This is a genomic window from Micromonospora sp. NPDC048170, assembly GCF_040652795.1.
GTDB lineage: Bacteria > Actinomycetota > Actinomycetes > Mycobacteriales > Micromonosporaceae > Micromonospora.
In genome coordinates this window covers 92172-111152 of sequence record NZ_JBEZMR010000015.1, presented here as the reverse complement: position 1 = coordinate 111152, position 18981 = coordinate 92172, and the positions used below count along the sequence as shown (strand labels likewise).

Annotated in this window: 16 protein-coding genes and 1 pseudogene; 10 read left to right on the top strand and 7 right to left on the bottom strand. The window is 67.4% G+C overall.

Annotated elements, in window-relative coordinates:
* The first annotated feature begins 178 nt into the window (after positions 1-178).
* Positions 179-1939 carry an extracellular solute-binding protein gene (locus AB0D32_RS20020; RefSeq protein ID WP_357091944.1) on the top strand — a complete coding sequence of 587 codons (1761 nt, stop codon included), beginning with the start codon at positions 179-181 and terminating at the stop codon, positions 1937-1939.
* 8 nt (positions 1940-1947) lie between these two features.
* Here the strand turns inward: AB0D32_RS20020 and AB0D32_RS20015 are convergent, their stop codons facing one another.
* A complete protein-coding gene (locus AB0D32_RS20015; RefSeq protein ID WP_357091941.1) occupies positions 1948-3426 on the bottom strand; it encodes an MFS transporter in 1479 nt (492 codons plus the stop codon).
* 104 nt (positions 3427-3530) lie between these two features.
* Between AB0D32_RS20015 and AB0D32_RS20010 the strand changes: the two genes are divergently transcribed.
* On the top strand, positions 3531-4457 hold the full coding sequence (locus tag AB0D32_RS20010) for a helix-turn-helix transcriptional regulator (RefSeq protein ID WP_357091938.1): 927 nt from the start codon (positions 3531-3533) through the stop codon (positions 4455-4457).
* A gap of 746 nt (positions 4458-5203) precedes the next feature.
* On the opposite strand, the gene AB0D32_RS20005 is transcribed toward AB0D32_RS20010, so the two are convergent.
* From AB0D32_RS20005 to AB0D32_RS19995, 3 genes are all read right to left on the bottom strand, one after another.
* Positions 5204-6712 (bottom strand): carboxylesterase family protein, encoded by a 1509-nt coding sequence (locus tag AB0D32_RS20005; RefSeq protein ID WP_357091935.1) that lies wholly within the window; start codon positions 6710-6712, stop codon positions 5204-5206.
* A 132-nt stretch (positions 6713-6844) separates the two neighbouring features.
* On the bottom strand, positions 6845-7438 hold the full coding sequence (locus tag AB0D32_RS20000; RefSeq protein ID WP_357091932.1) for a hypothetical protein: 594 nt from the start codon (positions 7436-7438) through the stop codon (positions 6845-6847).
* 648 nt (positions 7439-8086) lie between these two features.
* The gene (locus AB0D32_RS19995; RefSeq protein ID WP_357091929.1) at positions 8087-8833 is read right to left on the bottom strand and encodes a pyridoxamine 5'-phosphate oxidase family protein; all 747 of its coding nucleotides are present in this window, start codon (positions 8831-8833) and stop codon (positions 8087-8089) included.
* 825 nt (positions 8834-9658) lie between these two features.
* Here AB0D32_RS19995 and AB0D32_RS19990 point away from each other — a divergent pair.
* Entirely contained in the window at positions 9659-10390 is a 732-nt protein-coding gene (locus AB0D32_RS19990) for a Clp protease N-terminal domain-containing protein (RefSeq protein WP_357091926.1), read from the top strand.
* 364 nt (positions 10391-10754) lie between these two features.
* Here the strand turns inward: AB0D32_RS19990 and AB0D32_RS19985 are convergent, their stop codons facing one another.
* The gene (locus AB0D32_RS19985) at positions 10755-11333 is read right to left on the bottom strand and encodes a hypothetical protein (RefSeq protein WP_357091923.1); all 579 of its coding nucleotides are present in this window, start codon (positions 11331-11333) and stop codon (positions 10755-10757) included.
* Between the two features lie 348 nt (positions 11334-11681).
* Between AB0D32_RS19985 and AB0D32_RS19980 the strand changes: the two genes are divergently transcribed.
* Positions 11682-12680: an RNA polymerase subunit sigma-70 gene (locus AB0D32_RS19980; protein WP_357091920.1), complete on the top strand. Its 999-nt coding sequence runs from the start codon at positions 11682-11684 to the stop codon at positions 12678-12680.
* 44 nt (positions 12681-12724) lie between these two features.
* The gene (locus tag AB0D32_RS19975; protein WP_357091917.1) at positions 12725-13423 is read left to right on the top strand and encodes a DUF6069 family protein; all 699 of its coding nucleotides are present in this window, start codon (positions 12725-12727) and stop codon (positions 13421-13423) included.
* A 472-nt stretch (positions 13424-13895) separates the two neighbouring features.
* On the opposite strand, the pseudogene AB0D32_RS19970 reads toward AB0D32_RS19975, so the two are convergent.
* Positions 13896-14153, bottom strand: a pseudogene (locus AB0D32_RS19970) (SDR family oxidoreductase); the annotation flags it as partial.
* A 294-nt stretch (positions 14154-14447) separates the two neighbouring features.
* Here AB0D32_RS19970 and AB0D32_RS19965 point away from each other — a divergent pair.
* The 3 genes from AB0D32_RS19965 to AB0D32_RS19955 all read left to right on the top strand — a co-directional run bounded on the left by AB0D32_RS19965 (position 14448) and on the right by AB0D32_RS19955 (position 16463).
* Positions 14448-14978 carry a hypothetical protein gene (locus tag AB0D32_RS19965; RefSeq protein WP_357091914.1) on the top strand — a complete coding sequence of 177 codons (531 nt, stop codon included), beginning with the start codon at positions 14448-14450 and terminating at the stop codon, positions 14976-14978.
* Positions 14979-15202: 224 nt separating this feature from the next.
* Entirely contained in the window at positions 15203-15793 is a 591-nt protein-coding gene (locus tag AB0D32_RS19960) for a hypothetical protein (RefSeq protein ID WP_357091912.1), read from the top strand.
* On the top strand, positions 15780-16463 hold the full coding sequence (locus tag AB0D32_RS19955) for a hypothetical protein (protein WP_357091909.1): 684 nt from the start codon (positions 15780-15782) through the stop codon (positions 16461-16463). The genes AB0D32_RS19960 and AB0D32_RS19955 overlap by 14 nt, the downstream gene beginning before the upstream one ends.
* A gap of 423 nt (positions 16464-16886) precedes the next feature.
* Here the strand turns inward: AB0D32_RS19955 and map are convergent, their stop codons facing one another.
* On the bottom strand, positions 16887-17705 hold the full coding sequence (gene map / locus AB0D32_RS19950) for a type I methionyl aminopeptidase (RefSeq protein ID WP_357091906.1): 819 nt from the start codon (positions 17703-17705) through the stop codon (positions 16887-16889).
* A gap of 92 nt (positions 17706-17797) precedes the next feature.
* On the opposite strand from map, the gene AB0D32_RS19945 reads away from it, so the two are divergent.
* Both AB0D32_RS19945 and AB0D32_RS19940 read left to right on the top strand, forming a co-directional pair.
* Positions 17798-18064 (top strand): helix-turn-helix transcriptional regulator, encoded by a 267-nt coding sequence (locus tag AB0D32_RS19945; protein WP_357091903.1) that lies wholly within the window; start codon positions 17798-17800, stop codon positions 18062-18064.
* Positions 18065-18228: 164 nt separating this feature from the next.
* Positions 18229-18861 (top strand): hypothetical protein, encoded by a 633-nt coding sequence (locus AB0D32_RS19940; protein WP_357091900.1) that lies wholly within the window; start codon positions 18229-18231, stop codon positions 18859-18861.
* Positions 18862-18981: the final 120 nt, after the last annotated feature.

Here is an 18981-nt window from a genome sequence, read left to right as displayed (position 1 = left end):
GGCAATACGGACATTGCCGCCAGTCGAACCGCAAGACGACACGACACGCCGAAAGGCGAGTGGCCCTCGTACCGGCGGGTCCGTGGCACCATGCCCCTGTCGTCTGTCGCATCGACGCCGCTCGTCGGGCGGCTGGTGGCCGACTTGGACGCCGTCAGCCGACACCTGGAGGGATCAGATGGGTTCAGGTCGATCGACTGCCGGGCCGTGGCTGCCGTACACCGTGGCCATCGTGGCCGGATTCGCGGTCATAGCGGCGGCCTACCTGATCGTACGGCCGGCGACCGACGTCGGGTGTACGCCACTGGAGGTCAGCTCGTCGATCGAGAAGGACGTGCTGCTCGGCGATTTGGCAGAACGCTACAACAAGAGCGATCGGCGGTTCGGCGACCGGTGCGCCGTGGTGACCGTACACGGCCTCAGCTCCGGTGCGTCGACGGAAGCGCTGGCCGGCGACTGGGCGGCCAAGCAGCCCAGCCTGCCACGGCCGCAGGTGTGGTTGCCGACGTCGACCCTGTGGACCGGACAACTGAAGTTGCTGGACGAGGCCGCCGGGCGCCCGGCGCAGACCCCCGGCCGGTACCCCTCGATCGCGAACAGCCCGCTGGTCATCGCCATGCCGCAACCGAAGGGAAAGCTGCTCCAACAGCATGCTCCACTCGGCTGGGGTGAGATCCTGGGCTCCTCCGGGCGCACGGGCTGGTCCACCTTCGGTCGCCCCGAGTGGGGGCGGTTCACCTTCGGCAAGGTCAACCCGAACCTGTCCACCTCTGGGCTGGCGGCCACGATCGCGAGCTACTACGCGGCCATCAACCGGGCCAGCGACCTGACCGAGAGCGACGTCGCGAATCCGAGGGTGACCCAGTTCGTCCGCCGCATCGAGGCCAACGTGTCCCATTACAGCGACGACATCGTGGATCTGCTGAAGGACCGCGCCGAGGCGGACCTGTCCGGCGCTGGCACGGCGGCCCCGACAGACATGAGCGCCGTGGTGACGCAGGAGGAGTTGGTCTACCAGTACAACGAGGGAGAGCTGAGTCCGAACCGGGGCGAGAAGCCGAGGGTCCCGCTGGTCGCCATATATCCGAAGGAGGGCACGTTCAACCTCGACCACCCGTACGTGGTGCTTCCCTCGGCCAGCCCGGAGCAACGTGACGCCGCCGACGACTTCCTGAAGTTCCTCCAGGAGCCGCCGCAACAGCAGAGCTTCGGTCGACACGGGTTTCGCGACCACCAGCGGAAGGCGTCCGGCCCACTGACCGCCTCCGTCGGCGGGGGCGGGGACGGGGAACTCACCTACTTCGACCCGCCGGATCCCGCCGTGGTCAAGGCGATCCTCACCGGCTGGGGCACGCTGCGCAAGAAGGCGAACATCCTCGTGGCCGTCGACACGTCCGGTTCGATGAACGCGAAGATCGGTGACCGGACCAGGTTCCAGGTGGCGACCAGGGCTGCCATCAAGGGCTTCGGCCTCCTGAACTTCGAGGACCAGGTGGCACTCTGGTCGTTCTCGTCCGAGACCGGACAGCGGCCGAAGTCGCCGTACAGCGAGGAGGTCCGGCTGTCGGCGTTCAAGCCGAAGGTGCTTACCGATGAGATCAACAATCTCCACGTCGAGGGCGGCACCGCGCTGTACGCCACCGTGCGAGCGGCACACCGTCACATGCTCGATCGCTACGACCCCTCGCGGATCAACGCGGTGGTCGTCCTGACCGACGGCACGAACGAGTACAACAAGGACAACAACCTCGCACGGCTGCTCCAAGATGTCGCGTTGGATCCGGAACGACCGATCAAGATCTTCTGCATCGCCTTTGATGAGAAGTCTGATTTCGGGACGCTGGACCGGATCGCCAAGGCGTCCGCGGGCAAGGCGTTCGACGCCCGCGACCCGGCGAAGATCGACGACGCCTTCGTCAAGCTGGTCAGTAGCTTCTAACTTGATCTTCAACCTGCTGGGCTTCGATGGAGAGAGGTGCGGGGTAGCCAGCGGAGTGCTGTGAGGCCGAGTACGAGGTGCAACAGACTGGCTGCGACTGCGGCCACGTGCATGCTGGTGAGGAAGGCTGACTTGGCGTCGGTGATCAACGCGTCCGTCAGGCCGGTGAGTTGAAGCGTTTCGTCCAGGGTCGGCGCGAGGTCGGGCCCTTGGAGCCGGAACAGCAGTGCTGCCAGAGAGCCGAGCAGTGCGATGCCCAGGGCGTTACCGATCTCGTTGCTGGTCTCGGCGATCGCGCCTGCTGAGCCTGCCCGCTCGGACGGGACGGCGCCGACGGCGGTGTCAGCGACGACTGCGAAGGAGATGCCGTAGCCGATGCCAGCGATCGCAGTGGAAGCGACGTACCAGCCGATCCCGCCAGTGATGGTGGTGGGCAGGAGCAGGAGCAGCCCGGTGGCGATGGAGAAGTGGCAGACAAGCAGCGCGGAGCGTTTCCCGACGCGATCGACCACCACAGGGGTGACGATGCAGGTCGTGATGAGCACAACGGCTCCCGGTAGCGCCAGCAGGGCAGCCTGCAGGACCGGAATGTCAAGGACGGACTGCAAGTAGATGCCAGCCAGGTAGGCGGCTGCTGACCATGCGGCCAGCGGTAGGAGCCCGGTGATCACCGCGATGGTGAAGACTCGATCCCGGAAGAGAGAGAAGTCGATGAGTGGATGGTCCAGGCGTCGTTGACGGACGCCGAACCATGCCAGCACGGCGACCCCCATGAGCCCGGCGAGCGCCGCCGACACGGAGAGGCCCTCGGCGGCAGCGTGCTTGAGCCCATAGATCGCTAGCAGCAGACCGACCGCCGAGGTCACGACACTCGTCGGATCGACCCGTCCGGGGCGGGTGGTTCTTACCTCGCTGAGCAACATGGGTGCGAAACACAGGAACAGCGCGATCAAGGGAAGGTTGATCAAGAACACCGATCCCCACCAGAAGCGTTCCAGCAGCACGCCACCGATGACCGGTCCGATTGCGAATCCCGCGGCGAAGGCCGCAGCGAAGATGCCGATGGCCTGGGCCCGACGCTTCGGGTCGGTGAACAGCTCACTGAGCACCGCCAGGGCGGACGGAAGCAGGGTGGCGCCGGCGATCCCCATCACGGCACGGGCGGCGATGAGTAGCGCCGGTGTGGGCGCGAACGCGGCGGCGGCCGACCCGATGCCGAAGAAGATCGCGCCGATCATGAGCAGCTTGAGTCGCCCGTAGCGGTCGCCGATATTTCCGAATGCGATAAGCAGGGAGCCGACCGAGAAGCCGTAGACGTCCAGGATCCACAGCGCTTGGTCAGCGCTGGGATTGAGAGACTGGCTGACTCGTGGCATTGCGAGGAACAAGATGGACCCGTCCATCGAGACCAGGAGCACCGGGCCGAGGACGACCAGCAGCCCGAGCCACGCTCGGACGTTGGTCGTGCGTGAGGTGTGTTGCGTCATGCCGGCAACGCTCCAGCGCAGAGCCGGGAGCATCCAGACACCTGGTGTGGGTACACCCAGCAGGTACACCCAGCCACGCGCGACGAGCGCATAGTCTCGATGTCGTGGAAAGCCTCGGAGCATTCTTGAAGAGCCGCCGCGACCGGGTCACCCCAGACGAGATCGGGCTACGAACCTACGGGAGCGCCCGCCGGGTTCCGGGGCTGCGCCGCGAGGAGCTCGCCCACTTGGCAGGGGTCAGCGCCGGCTACTACACACGGCTGGAGCAGGGCCAGGCCGAGACTGCCTCCGGACAGGTTCTCGACGCCCTCGCACGAGTTCTGGAACTGGACGACGTGGAGGTCGTACACCTGCACAATCTCGCCCGCCAGTCCTCCCGGTCCGGCCTCGCCGAACCACCAGTCGAGCAGCCCCACCGGCGCGTCCTCACGCTGCTCGAATCACTGGCCGAGGCGACGCCAGCGATCGTGCTGGGCCGACGCGGCGACGTCCTCGCCTGGAACCGCACCGGACACGCGCTGTTCGCCGAGCACGTCGACTTCGAGGCGCCCCGTGACCCGGGCTGTCGTCCCTCGATCCCGCGGATGTTCTTCCTCGACGCTCTCACCAGGGATCTGCACCGCAATTGGGACGAGCTCGCCCGGGTCCACGTCGCCTACCTGCGTCTCACCGCCGGACGGTTCCCGACCGACGCGCGCCTGGCGAACCTCATCGGTGAACTCACCATGCGCAGCGACCGGTTCGCCTCCCTGTGGGCAACCGGCGAAGTCGCCGACTGCACTACCGGTGACATGCATCTCCAACACCCCACGGTCGGCGCGGCGAGCATCGCCTACCAAGTCTGGCTACAGCCCGACAGCCCCGATCACCGCCTCGAGATCTACACCCCAAACGATGCCTCCTCGGCAGACGCACTACGGATCCTCACCCAACGCGCTCCCCGAGAAGACGATCCGAGCGTCAGGGCGCCCGATGGGCCTGCGGCTGGCCGCGATCGATCCGTCAACAACCTCCTGCCCCGCAACAACTAGGTGGCGGATCCTGACATGCCCGTGGCGTGCCCGACGTAGGCGGTCAACAAGGGTCTAGGGCGGCGAGGCATGGCCCCGGCAAAGTCGTGAGGTCTCCGGCTCGGGGTGGTTGGTGGAGAGATGCCCGGACCACCCGGCGTGTGGGACGGCCACGACCAGAAGCGCCAGCTCCGACGCCACGACTGGCCGCACGGAAGATCTTGGTACGGAAATGCCCCTCCAGGGGCCGATTCGTACCAAGATCTTCCACTATCCTAAGGGGCGGAACAGAGTTCCCGGAAGGTGGGCGAAAGTCAGGCGGGGTGAAGGTTCAGGGGCGACCAGCGCGGCGGGGCGGGGGCGGGGAGGGGCTTCCGTGGGCGGAGCGGTTGGCTGGCTGGTTACGCGGTGACCGTGTGTCGCAGGTTCGACTCTGCCGGCGGCACCATGTCAGGCCCCTTGATCAAAGATCATTTCCTTCCTCTCGACAATCCCGTGCCCGTTGCGTACTCCGACCGAGGTTGTCGAGGCGAACGGCCGCCTCGGCGTCGCGAGCGTCGAGAGGGCGCGGGCGTGGTGTCTGGTGGTGACGCTGGCGCTGGCACGCCCGAACCGCCGGGCATCGACGAGCACGCCGTCAGAGTCAGCCACCCAGCTTGCGTGGGTGGCGCGTAGGTCGTGCGGAGTCATGTCGACGAGCCCGGCGGCTGCAAGAGATGCGTGGTGAACGTGATCGCCCGCCACGTGTCCGCGTCGCTTTCCGGGGTTCAGATGCCGTCCCAGAAGGTCAGCCGGTGCGCGGCGCTCCGGTCGAAGTAGCCCACCCTGTCGAGGTCCAGGCCCTGAACGTACGGGTGCTGCCGCCACGCCGGTAGGCCGTGGCCGTTCGGGTTACCCGTGGCGGCGAACCGCGCCCAGTAGCCGATCATCAGGTCGCCGAGTCGACGCTGCTTGTCGGTGAGCGGGGCGGAATCCCACGACGGGTCGAAGAGGAACGGCAGTTCCGAGCCGTGCGATGCCATGGGCTCCACCTGGTCGTCGGGGAACGGGAACAGCTGCGGTGCCGTCCGGTCGAGGAACTCGTAGGAATAGACCGGGACGTGCCTGGCCAGCAACCGATCGGTGTCCCGCGCCGACCTCGCCCAGTCGAGGTCGCTCAACACGGCGGCAGCGCTCTGGGTGGGCACGTCGCCGGGCGGATAGGCGGCCAGGACAGCCGGTGCCCGCTCCCCGAAGATCTGGGTGAGGCCATCGACGTACTGTGCGGCGGTGAGCTTGGGAAACACCATCGATGCGAACATGGTGCCCTCGTCCCGGGTGATGCCGGACAGGATCGGCACCCGGTGGAAGCGTCCCTCGGCGAACACCTCCGCCGGGTCCTCCGGCAGCACGGCGTTGCCGTATCCGGGGAGAGGCAGTGCGGGCTGCGCGAGAAGTTCCAGAGTCGACTTACCCCTCAGGCAGGCGACGTCGGGGCAGGAGACCTGCTCGGCGATGAACTGCCCGTGTCCCTCATGAGCCGAGGTGGGAACCCAGAGTGGCACGCCCAGGACCGCCGGCAGGTCGTCCTGGCTCCAACATGGGGAACTCTGCGTGATCGCGCGGTGGAACAGGCCGGCCGAGGCCGGAGCGGCGAGTTGGGCGCATACCGAGTGCGAGCCCGCTGACTCACCGGCGAGCGTGACGTTGCCGGGATCACCGCCGAACGCGGTCGCGTTGCGCCGCACCCACCCCAGCGCCGCCTGCTGGTCCTGCACGCCGAACGCACCGCTGTCGGGCAGCCCGGGGTGGCCGAAGAAGCCGAAGATTCCCAGCCGGTAGTTGACGGTCACCACGACGATGTCGCCGCGCGTAGCGAGGCGGACGGCGTCGTAGTCGCTGCCGGCGCCTTTCGTCAGGCTGCCGCCGTGCAGCCAGACCAGCACCGGTTTGAGATTGCGGGGTGAGGCGCCACGCGGCGCGGTCACGTTGAGGTAGAGGCAGTCCTCGCTGTCGCTGGCGGGCAGGCCCCAACTGTCAGCTGTCTGAGCGCACCGGTTGCCGGGTCGCCTCGCGTCGCGGATGCCTGCCCACGGCTCGACAGGTTGCGGGGAGCGCCAGCGCAGCTCGCTGACGGGTGCGGCGGCGTAGGGAATGCCCTGGAAGAGCCGGTGGTCACCGCGCACGGTGCCGGCCACCCAGCCGGCGTCGGTGCGCACCTTGCCGGGAGCGGCGGCCGCAGGCGCAGGCAGCACCAGCAACGCGGCGGCGATCAAGATGGTCGTCAGGATTCGCATGCGACCACGCTGTCATCCGGCAGCCGTGATCGGGATGAGGTTCTCCGCCCAACGGGGGTGGAGCTACCTACACCTGGCGGGCAGCCACGGTTTCGTGCTCGAGGCCACCCCGCCCCTGGTCACAATGGGGAGTCAGGGCGTGGGCATGAGACCGAAGGCGGCCAGCAGAGCTGGGATGGCCAGCAGGATCACGCCCAGCACCACGGGTGCCCCGAGCACGCCGAGGACGGCGACGCCTTTCCGAAGCCCGAAGCGCCGCGAGTAAGAGATCGTCAGGGCGCCGTAACCAGTTGCAAGCACCAGGAAGAAGAGCACGTAACCGACTCCGGTGATGTCGATCTGGTCGGCGGTACCCGCCAGGCCCGAGACCATGCCGACCGCTTGCGCCACGCTGCCGACGGCGTACACGCCCAGCATCGCAAACGCTCCCCACAACAACACGCCCAGAAGTGCCGGAGAAAGAACCCTCGGGCGTTCGGCGACCGACAACAGTGCCACAGCCGCTCCCACCGTCTTCAGCCCGACGACAAGCCAGTTCATCACGGTGATCGCGGAAGCGTACTCGGCATAGGGGCCGTCGGCGAAGCGGTCGGTCATCTCGAAGGCGACGTTGAACACCGCAAACCCGATGCAGCAAAGGGCCATCAGCCGAGCTGTGACGACGACACCGGTGCCGGGCCGTGCAGGGGTTAGAGGACGATCGCTGGCGAACGCCGTGGAAGTCATGCCGCCACTCAACACGAATCCTGCAACCGACTCCTCCCTCCCGCGAGGGAGATCGACATCGCGGGTTAGCGCTGGAGAGGGAGTCTCGGGAACGGGCGAAACGTGAGCGCGCTCCGCCTTCGCCGCACGCTTCACCGAACTGGTCGGCGAACCCGAGATCAGCTGGCTACCGCTCCGAGGCCGCGTTCGCCCGAGCGGCCAAGCTCGTGGTGGGCTCTCCACCCGGAGCGGTACGACGGACACTCCCCGCCCCCAGCCAGCAGACGGGGAGTATCTCGACCACCTACTCGTCGACGAGTGCGGCGACTGGTTGACGTCACCATTTTGCCCATCTCCCACAATGGGGGCTGGGCACAGTTTTTTGAGGAATTTCCGCCGCACCGGAGGGGATCGACGCTGCCGAGCACGGAACCGAAACCTGAAGCAATCGAGGTGTACGCCCAAGCGTCGAGGGTTGACTGCCTCTCACACTCGGCCGGCATTATCAACAAACGATCTCCGACAGTTTGGGATGCCCATCACCCCCGCCGAGCCGCCAATATCCGGCCCGTGATACGGGCGGGCACGTGATCAGATTTCGGTTGCAGCAGATTCAGGTCCGTGCGGTCGTGCCGCCATTGCCGCTGATGGTCCGTCACGGACTAATCTCTACCGCCGGCCCGAGGCGCGATTGAACCGCCACCGGGTCGCGGTCATCCCGTCCGCGCCATAGCCGAAGGCCTGGACCGGGCAGATCTGGTAGAAGGCGTACTGGGGCGATCCGGGCAGGATCCCGTCGTAGGCTCGGCCGTCCCGGATGTCGAACGACCAGCGGTACTTCGTCTCGAAGGCGGCGGCCACCCGGCGCAGCATGGTGTCGCCGGAAACCTGGTGAGCTTCGCCCTTCACCACCAGGTCGAGCTCCTCGTTGCCGACCATGATGACACTGTGCGGGTTCCGGGCCAGGTTTCGGCCCTTGCGGGTGTTCGGACGGCTCGCCACGCACGGCACCCCGTCCACCAGCACCAGCATCACTGGCGCGGCGTGCGGATGGCCGTCGGGTCGTACCGTCGACAGCCAACATCTGGGGGCCGACTGTAGGCACGCCAGTGCCTGACTCCAGGGCTTCAAGGTCGCCACGTCGGTGCTGAACGGCGTCGCATCCTCCGGCTGGAAGAGCAGCTCGGCGATCGGCGTGTCGGCTGCGATGACGGATCCCTGGGCATGTCGTACGCGTCGCGTGGGCGCCACCACTGGTAGGGCTGGGCCTGCGGCCAGCCCTCTGGCGAGTTCTTCCAGGTCTCCTGCCACGCGCAAGGTGTTCAGCGCGGCTTGCCAGTCCTCGGTCGGCACGATCAACGGATGGTTCACGCCGTCCTCCTTTTCGGCTTTGCGGCTGGAGTGGGGAGGGAGCAACAGCCATGTTCCTTAATGACATTGGCCAATGTGAAGCTAACACGCACCCACGCTGCTCGCATGGCGAGCGGAACCTTCAGCCGCTTCTTGACCATGATGCGGAGCCGGGATTCGCAGGCATTGGAGAACTGGTTCGCGCTACTGCCGGACATGATTCAACAGATGTCGAGTTGCTTGACGAGTGCGGTCAGGAGATCGACTACTCTGCGCGGTTCCTGCTCTTGGAGCCCGTCGGAGAGGACCGGTCCGCGCAGGCATTCAAGGTCTATCCGCGGAACTGCTGAACGACGACGAGGTGTTCGACGCAAGGGCGGAACGTACGTCATCGAGGTGGCCCGGCACAGGTCGACCCGTGGTCAGCGGCAAGGCCAGTCCCCGACATCGGCCTCGCCAGACGCGCGCACCGGTCGCGTCAGGTGCCGCCGCAGGAGCGGCCCTCCGAGAATACGGCTGGGAGGCACCCAACCAGCGGCGGTGGTAGGTCCCGGCAGGGCGGTCGCGTGCGGCATCCCGACCTGATCCAGGTAGGCGTACGCGATCGCACTGGCCAGCACCCCCACCGGCACACCCCCCAACCGGCACAGCCCCCGACCGGGACAGCCCCGTGACAGCGGCGTTCTGTGCGTCTTCAAGGCAGCCCTGAACGGGCCGCACGCGCCGCCTCCGGCGGGGCGCTCCGGCTTCGGATGGCCGGGCTCCGTCGGCGGGACCCGGTCCGTGGGTGGTCGGGGAAGGCAGCCATCCCATCCGGCTTATGCTGACCGCGTCATGGACTGCTTCGCGTCTGATCAGTTCGCGAGATATACGGATCTCGCAAGGTCCGCCGTGGCGCTGGCCAACGAACAAGCGCGGCTGTCACCTGCCGGCCAAGTGGATACGCGGCACCTGCTTTTGGGGCTCATCGGAGTGCGCGGCGTAGCCGCAGGACTGCTGGAGAGCCTTGGTGTGTCGTTCACGATGCTGCGTCGACAGCTTGCAGACCTTGGCCCCGTGACACCAGCATCAGATCCCGGTCCACACAGCACAGGGTTACGTGAGGTGTTCACCCTGTCGTGGCAAGAGGCGGTCGCAGTCGGCGACAACTCCGTCGCTACCCAGCACCTGCTGTTGGGCCTGCTGCGCCAGAACGGTGCGGTCGCCGATATCCTGACCATGCTCGGTGCGGACTACGAGTGCATCTTCAACAACGCCTACCGCCACTGCACCGTCTTCGCCCATCATGGGCGACCGCAGGCCGGACGGGAGCCGACGGTGGAGGAGCTGGTTCGTCCTCCTGTGCAGCAGGGCCGGCTCGCGCTGCCTTCCCAGACCGAGGACTTTCGCCAGCGCCTCGCCGCCGTGCGCGCACGTAAGGAGGCGGCAATCGACGCGCAGGACTACGAAGCCGCTGCCGCCATCCGGGACGACGAGAAGCGCCTGCTGAAGCAGCGGCAAGAGTTGTTCACCGCATGGGCAGCCGACATCGAGGTGAGCAGGCTGGTCGAGGAGATCGAGCAACTGTACCAGCAGGTCGACCGGCTGGAGGCCGAGCGTCGCCATCACCGTGATCAGGAATGAACACGACTATCAGACAGTCGTGCTGCAAGATGGCCGTGTGGACCCTTGGCAGCTGATCGACGACCTGATGTGCAACGGCGGATCATCCTGGCGATGCAGGCAATCCGCGGGTCCGAGGAGTGCAGCCTCGAGCAAGCGATTGACATCTTTGTGAAGCGGTACGAGCTTCTGCGACGGACCAGGCCCGGTGACTTCGAAGCCTCCCGCGATGAGTACTGGCGCGGTGTCTACACCTGAATGGGTGGGTGACGAACTGGCGACAATCGCGGCGGTGCCGTGCCGGCCGATGCCTCGACGCCGCTAATCCCCGGCGAGTTGTTTTCGGTCCGGAAACTACGGGTCGGTCTGATGTTGGTCTTCCGCTTTAGTCCTTGCTCAAGTTGACGATCACACCCTGGTCGGCGCACGCCGTCTGCAACCCCGACATGTGCGTGCCCAGCGGCCCCATGAACGCCAGCGCACCTATCTCCTCGCCCTTCGGCAGTTGGTTGACCTGCCAAGCGATGTCCATGAGCGCGGTGCCGTGTTCGCGGATCTTCTCGTGCCGGGAGTCCTCGAACACTTCCCGCGCTTCCCGATACTCAGCCTCGGTGATCTTCGCGTCGTCGCCCTTGTCCTCGCCACCGCTGGGCGTCTTCCCGTCCCGCATCGCCTTGCAGGCGGCCACCCCCGAGTCTTCCTTGATGTATCCGTCGTACACGGCGTAGGCGGCGGTGAGCATCATCAGCGTGCCGACCGCGGCAGCAGCGGCGACGATGAGCGTCCTACGGTTCTTGCCGGCCGGGGCGGTAGCGAATCCGACGGGCTGTTGTGGCGGCTGCTGGCCGAACCCGTCGCCGGGCTGGTACTGGTGCGGCGGCCCGTCGGGCTGCTGGGGGCTGCTGTAGGCGTCGCCGGGCTGCGGCTGCTGGTAGGGCGGCTGAGGCTGGTACGGCTCGGTCATGGTTCTCCCCCACGTGGCTGCTGGCTTGTCGATGCTGGTCGGTGTTGTTGGCCGATGGCACGAAGTGTCGGGTAGGTGACTGCGGTTGCGTCTGGTCGGTTGGTGCGCGGATGCCGAGTCGGTGGATCGGGCGACCGTCAGCCGTGGTTGCGGTAGGTGATGTCGTCGGCGGCGCGGCGGGTGGCCGGGGGCTCGCCGTCGCTGCCGCCTGCCCAGGCACGACGAAGCCCGCCACCACCAGGCGACAGGCTTCCCCAGCAGGTCACGGCGGCCGGCCCGGTGATGAGTTGTCGCGCCCGCGCCCGTCACATCTACGACGGGACACGACAGAGGCGGAAGGATGACGTGATGAGTGCGGACACGCGGCTGGAGGAGCAGGGCGTGAGCGGTCTTGGCGAGGTCGACGAGCCGGCGTTCTCGGGGTTGGCGCAGCGGCACCGGCGGGAGCTGCACGTGCACTGCTACCGGATGCTCGGGTCGTTCGAGGATGCCGAGGACACGGTACAGGAGACGTTCCTGCGTGCCTGGCGACGGCGGGAGACCTTCGAGGGGCGGTCGACGTTCCGGGCCTGGCTGTACCGGATCGCCACCAACGCCTGCCTGGACCTGCTCGCCAAGTGCCGCCCGGAGCCCGCGACCGGCGGCGAGGTGCGGTGGCTTCAGCCCTACCCGGACCGGCTGCTCGACGAGCTGCCCGCGGGCGACGCGGACGAGCCGGAGGCCGTCGCCGTCGCGCGGGAGACGATCGAGCTGGCGTACCTGGTCGCGGTCCAGCACCTCGCGCCGCGCCCGCGGGCCGTGCTGATCCTGCGGGACGTGCTCGGCTGGCCGGCGAAGGACGTCGCGGAACTCCTCGGGGACTCCGTCAACTCCGTCAACAGCGCGCTACAGCGGGCCCGCGCCGGCATGCGGGAGCACCTGCCCGCCGAGCGGCAGGACTGGACCGGCGGCGAGGAGGACGCCGGGACGCGCGAGCTGGTACGCCGCTTCACCGACGCCAGCGTGGCCACGGACATCGACCGGCTCACCGCGATGCTGCGCGAGGACGTCCGCTGCTCGATGCCACCGACGCCGGGCCTGTACGTCGGCCGCGACTCGGTCGTGAACAACTGGATCGACGACGGCTTCGCGGGCATGACGGGTCTGCGGGGCGTCCCCACCTTCGTGAACCGGCAGCCCGCCGTCGCCTTCTACCACTGGCGGAAGCGGGAGGGCGCGTACCTGCCGCTGACGATCGACGTCCTGCGCGTCACCGGCGGGGCGATCACCGAAATCACCACCTTCCACGACGACCAGTTTCCACGGCTCGGGCTGCCCGAGCGCCTGCCGGCAGACGGCACGGAGTAGCCCCGGTGCAAACGCTCGCGCTGCGCGGCGGCGCGCGCGTCGCGGTGGTCGCGGCCGAGTGGCGCGACGCGTTCGGCGTCGTCACCCGCGGGCGGGTGCAACTGGAGCTACGCGACGGCGTGCCCGGGCCGGTCCTCGGACGCGACGCCGGGTTCTGGCTCCGCGGCACCGGCGTCCGCGCCCTGCGCAACCCTGGCCGCCGCACCGCGCGGGTACGCATCGTCACGCCCGGGGCCAGGACCGCCACATGCCAGGCAACACACCCCTACGCCAGTTGCCGAAGGAACGAGATGAACAGCATGAATGACACCGGGGCCGTCGCAGGCCCCGCATCGGGCCGGACCAGCCGCGCCCACCGGTTCCGCCGGCTCGCCGGCACCGGCTTCATCGCCACGCTCGCAGCGATGGTGACCACCGCCCTCGCCGCTGCCCTTGCCCGGGCCGTCGGCGTCGACTTCCGGGTCGATGGTGGCGAGTCGATCCCGTTGCCCGGGTTCGCCGTGGTGACGGGCTTCTTCTCGGTCGTCGGCATCGTCATTGCCGGCGCTCTTCTTCGTTGGAGCGCTCGCCCCGCCGACCGATTCGTGTGGACGGCAGTGTCGCTGACCACGATCTCGATGATTCCCCCCGTCCTCTTCGCGGCAAACACCGCCACCACCATCGCCCTCATCGGACTTCACCTCATCCCTGCCACGGTGATGATCCCCACCCTGACACGAAGCCTCCCCACCCGGACCGACTGACCATCCGGCAACGGAACAACGCGCGGCGAAGGCGCGCGAGCGCACGGAGGCCCCCCTGTGCTGCCACCCTCCCCAGCGACGCAACGGTGATCAGGACGCGATGGACGTTACCCGGACCGTTTCAGGTCCATGGCGTCCTGATCACCGTCGCTGGAGCGGTGACGGTGTTCTTCGTGGCTCGGTGGATGGCCGGGGGCCGGGGGTCGAGAAGGGCAGAGCTTCTGCTCGTACAAGGCACCAGCCACTTGACGTTGACACTGTGGCAAGGTGCTCACTTGGGAGCAGGAGGTGATCCCCGGCTCCATCAACCCGGCTAAGACGAATCGCGCCCGGGTGAGCACCGCCTGCGCGGGTCGCGCAGGATCGCTTGCTCCGCTACTAGGGCGTCAAGCAGTTCGTCGACTCGTTCCCGTCTCGTGATCGATCGGGGATGCGGCACCACTCTCGGTCAGTAGCGGGGTGTGGAGTGTGCTCACAGGGCGTGCCCGCCGGCGACCTGCAACACCTGACCTGTGATCCAGCGAGCCTGGTGGGACGCCAGGTAGACCACCGCGTCCGCGATGTCGTCGGGCTCACCGACCCTTCCCATCGGCACGATCGCCGTCACCTGGTCGATGAGGTCCGCCCCGATCCAGCCGATCTGGACGGGCCCTGGAGCGACGGCGTTCACCCGGATGCCGCCGGCCGCCAGGTCCAACGCTGTGGCGCGGGTGAGCGCCTCGAGCGCGGCCTTCGACGTTGACCCGCAAGACGTTTATCGATCATCATGCCTCCGCGTCCACTCAGCCAGCGACATGGCGTACGAGACCAATAACAGCACGAACGACAGATACGTGAATCGCCCAGCTCGCCAACTGCTGCACCACATGACAATCCCGTCGCCGCCCGATGCGGGGACACAGGAATACCCGTCGGGTCGTAACAGATAGTGACCATTGCGCTTCAGAAAACGCGGAGATACTCTACGCATCCGATTGCACACTCCGGGTGAAACTCCCGGACGTCCACCGACGGGAGCCATTACGTGCTCAGACGTACTGCGATTGCCGGAATCGCCCTGCTGGCCTCACTCGCCGGCACCGGCGCGGTCGCCACGCCGGCGCACGCCTGGGATGTCATCTGCCCTATCGGCGATGAGTGCGGTGGTGGTGGCGACCCGGGCACCGGGCCCGTCACGCCTCCGCCCGCCCCCGCGTACACCCTCCAGGGGGTCATCCAGCACGAGGGCGAGGAGCACCAGGGCTCCTGGCCGCTCCGACAGGGCCGTATCAAGATCCGCGGATACTCCCGGTTCGCCAACTCGAACAACGACCGGGTCGACGCCAACTACATCAACGTCCGGTGCTCGGCCACGGTACTCGGCTACACCAACAACGACTACGACGCCGAGAACAACGGGGCGCTCGTCGACGTGCACTTCAAGTCTCCGATGGTCCCGGTCACTGGCGTTCCCGTCCCGTCCCGGACCGTCACGGTGACCTGCGTCCACTATGCCGAGAAGAACGGCGTCTCCTACGACGCCACCAGCACCGCCCAGTTCGTCATTTCCGAGTGATCCCCGGCGGGGCGGTCCGGACCGGACCGCCCCGCCGAGCCCCGTCCCACATCAGCGAACCGTGAGCCCCGTCGGTCGCCCGGGAACCGCTGGCGGGGCCCGGACGTCCAATGGCCGATCGGCCCACCGTAGGCGCCACAGACGAGAGAGGGCCCACACCACAGCCCGACTACAGACAGCAACCGACCCTTGACGGAGAGATACTGCCTCAATAAGGTATCGGCATGTATCGATCAAACTTGATCAGAGCATTGGCCGCCACCTTCGCGGCCACCCTAGTCGCTGCCGCTGGGTCAATCAGCGCCTCACCCGCCTCTGCCTCCAACTTCGGGTCCACTGGGACAACGGGCATCACCGGAACCACCAACGGCGTGTGGCTGACGACTAACGCGAGTTTCGTCGTCGGCAGGATTTCGCTGACGAGCGCCTACAGCAACGCGGTGACCACTGTCATGAACGGCCAGTACGACCCGACCGACCTGACCGTCTCCATTGCGTCTCCGACCTTCTGCGACTCCAGCATCGACACCTGCATCTATGATTCCGACTACGGAGACAACGGCCTGAACGGTTGGAACGCCTGCGATGGACCGACGAGCGGCAGCCACCCGAACATGCGCTGCACGACCCAGTGGGTCCGGATCAACCAGCAGTACAACCCGCCAGCGAACCGGATCGTCTGCCACGAGGTCGCCCACAGCGTCGGCCTGCGCCACACGTCGGAACAGGCTTCATGCGTAAAACGCACCGCTGATGGCGGAAACTCATCAACCCTGAGCGCCCACGACCAAGGACACCTCAATGCGACCTACTGAGAAGGCCAACGAACCACGCCGGGCACGAGGAGCAGCCACTGTCGCGGCGCTGCTCCTCGGTGTGTCGATATCTCTGTCAGCGTGCGCCGAGCCGCGTTCGGAGAGCGACCCGACGGCGGGATCGGCCGAGGCGCAGAATTCTGACGAGCGCTTCTGGCAGACGTTCCGGATCTCCGGTGACGAGGTGGAGCCGTACGTCTCCCTGGACTCCATGGCACAGACCGCTGACGCAACCGTGCTGGCCCGCTTCGGCAAGGTAGGAAAGGTTCGCACGATCACCGCCGAGGGTAACGACACGGTCCACTACGTCTCCGTCGAGCTGACCGTCACCCGTGAACTCGCCGGCAAGGGCGGCCTTCCCTCGGTGGTCCCGCTCGAATTCATGGTCATTCCCGGACGAGGACAATCGATCGACGAGGTCACCGGGAAACTGTCTGCGTCGCTCCCGAAGGACGACATGATCCTCTTCCTGCGCGCGAAGAAGGGAACCGGTGAGACCGGGCTGTACCGCGTGGTCAACTCTCGCGGACTCTGGGCATCCACCTCGCGTGACACCCTCGACACACCTCTGGCCGAGGAGCCGGTGAAGGACGAGGCGCAGTACAAGAGCGACCTCGCCAAGGTGTCGACGATTCCAGAGCTCGCCAACCTCGTCGACAACCTGCGGTAACGCCCACTTCCTGAGCGTGGTGGCGGCCTCGGCGCAGGAGACGTGCAGGTCGCTGGCCGCGTACGGCGAGGGGCTCACGCGCGTACCGATGGGTCGAGGCCACCGCGGTCCTGAGCTGACACCATTCCCATCCCCCGTCTGGCGGTATCCATTACCGGTTCATGACACGTCGTCCTGTGGCACGTCGTCGTCAGGGACTACCTGCGGATCGACTGGCACATCGGCGTACCCGTGCCGGGCCTGCGGGGGGGGCGATGGGCGAGCAGCTCCTCCCGCTGCGGATGCGGCTGTTCTTCACCATCTCCGGCGACCGCAGATCGAGCGATGGTCGGCCACCGCCACCCGCTGTGAGCCTGGCGATCCACCGCGGGCTGCTGGCGGTCGGCGCACGCTGGCTGTTCGCTCTCGCCGGGCCGTCGCCTGCTAGCCGCCGGAACCCGCCACATCCAGGTACGACTTCGACGCGGCGCCGTGAGCGGGGCGGCGGGTCAGGACCTGGGGGCCGGAAGCCGTGATGGCGACCGTGTGTTCGGAGTGGGCCGTGCGGGAGCCGTCGGCGGAGCGGATCGTCCAGCCGTCCCTGTCGAACTTGATCTTGTCAGTGGAGCGGCAGAACCAGGGCTCGATGGCGATGGTGAGACCGGGGTCGAGCTTCACGCCGCGGCGGGCGCGGCCGCTGTTGGCGACGTGTGGGGCCTCATGCATCGTACGACCGATGCCGTGGCCGCCGAACTCGGCGTTGACGCGGTAGCCGTAGGAGTGTGCGACCTCGCCGATCGCGGCGGAGATGTCGCCGAGACGCCCGCCGGGCTGGGCGGCAGCGATGCCGGCCTCCAATGCGACCTCGGTGGCCTCGATCAGCTTCACGTCGGCCGGGTCGGGGGTGCCGACGATGACGGAGAGCGCGGAGTCGGCGACCCAGCCGTCGATGCCGGCCGCCATGTCGATGCTGAGCAGGTCACCGTCGCGCAGCGCGTAGTCGTGCGGCAGGCCGTGCAGCACCGCGTCGTTGACCGACAGGCACAGCACGTTACGGAATGGGCCCTGGCCGAACGAGGGGGCGTAGTCCCAGTAGCAGGATTCGGCGCCCCGCTCCTTGATCCGGCGGCGGGCGTGGTGTTCGAGGTCCATCAGGTTTACGCCGACTGCGGCGACACCTCTAAGCTCGGCGAGCAGCTCGCCGACGAACTGGCCGGCCACCGCCATCAGGCCGATCTTCTCGGCGGACTTGAGCTCGATCACGACAGTCTCCCCTCCCCGGAAGCGGTATTCTTATACCGGCGGTATTTTTATACCACACAGGTCGGGACTCGCCGGAGGGATATCCTGCTGCAATGGTTCGCCAACCACTCACCGCCGAACAGATCGCCGCGGGCCAGCGCCTCGGAGCAGCCCTGCGGGCCGCGCGGGCCAGCCGCAGCCTCGTCGAGGTGGCCCTGACCGCCGGCATCTCCCCCGAGACGCTGCGCAAGATCGAGGCGGGCCGCCTTCCCGCACCGGCGTTCGGCACCGTGGTCCGCCTCAGCCAGGCCCTCGGCGTCCCTCTCAGCGACCTGGCCGACGTCTGGCTGGCCGATATGCCCGTCCGCCAGGCGTCCTAGAGACCGGCCGGAGATCCTTTTCGGGGCTCGTGAGGGCTTGCCGGAGGTGACGGCTGGTCCCGGCTGCGGCGCAGGAACGTGAAGATCGCCCCCGTAGCGGCCAGGGGCTGCGGCGCGCCTTCGAACCGGTGAACGCCGACAGCGAATCGCAGGTCGTCCGGAGCATGGAACGCCACCTCCACGAAACCGGCGTCCCGAAGCCACCCCGCACGGCCGGCGTCAGGTCCGGCGCCCGTCGCGTCCTGGTCCAGATCACCGTGGCGCCCGCCGCGCACAACTGGGGCAGGGCAGCAATCGTCCGCTGCACGTCGGCGTCCGAGATGTGGGCCTGGATCACCACCGCCACCACCCTGGGTGAGCATCGGTGGCTGCTCATCCGTCGCAACCGGACCACCGGCGAGTTGGCCTTCTACCTGTGCTGGTCACCCCGACCGGTGCCGCTACACACCCTCGTGACCGTCGCCGGCTCCCGCTGGAGCATCGAAGAACTGTTCCAGACCGGGAAAGGGCAGGTCGGCCTGGACCACTACCAAATCCGCAGTTGGACCGGCTGGCACCGGTTCATCACCCTGGCCATGCTCGCCCTGGCCGTCCTGACCATCCTCGCCGCCAAAGCGCAGCAGCCCGACGCCGACCCGGAGATCATCGCGCTGACCGTCGCCGAGATCCGCCGACTTCTCAACGCCTTCGTCCTCGCCGTGGGACCGCCAGCGCACACCCTGCACTGGTCGATCTGGCGACGAACATCCCAAGCCAGAGCCCGACGATCCCACTACCAGCGCAGACAGGCGAAGTGACGTTGGAGTATTAAATCGCGCGTTTCATCAGCACGGTCGGGTCTTACCGAGCGTAGCGGCCAGGAAGGCCGCTCCGACCAGGCTACGAAGCATGACGGCGAGGTGTTCCAGCACACCCAA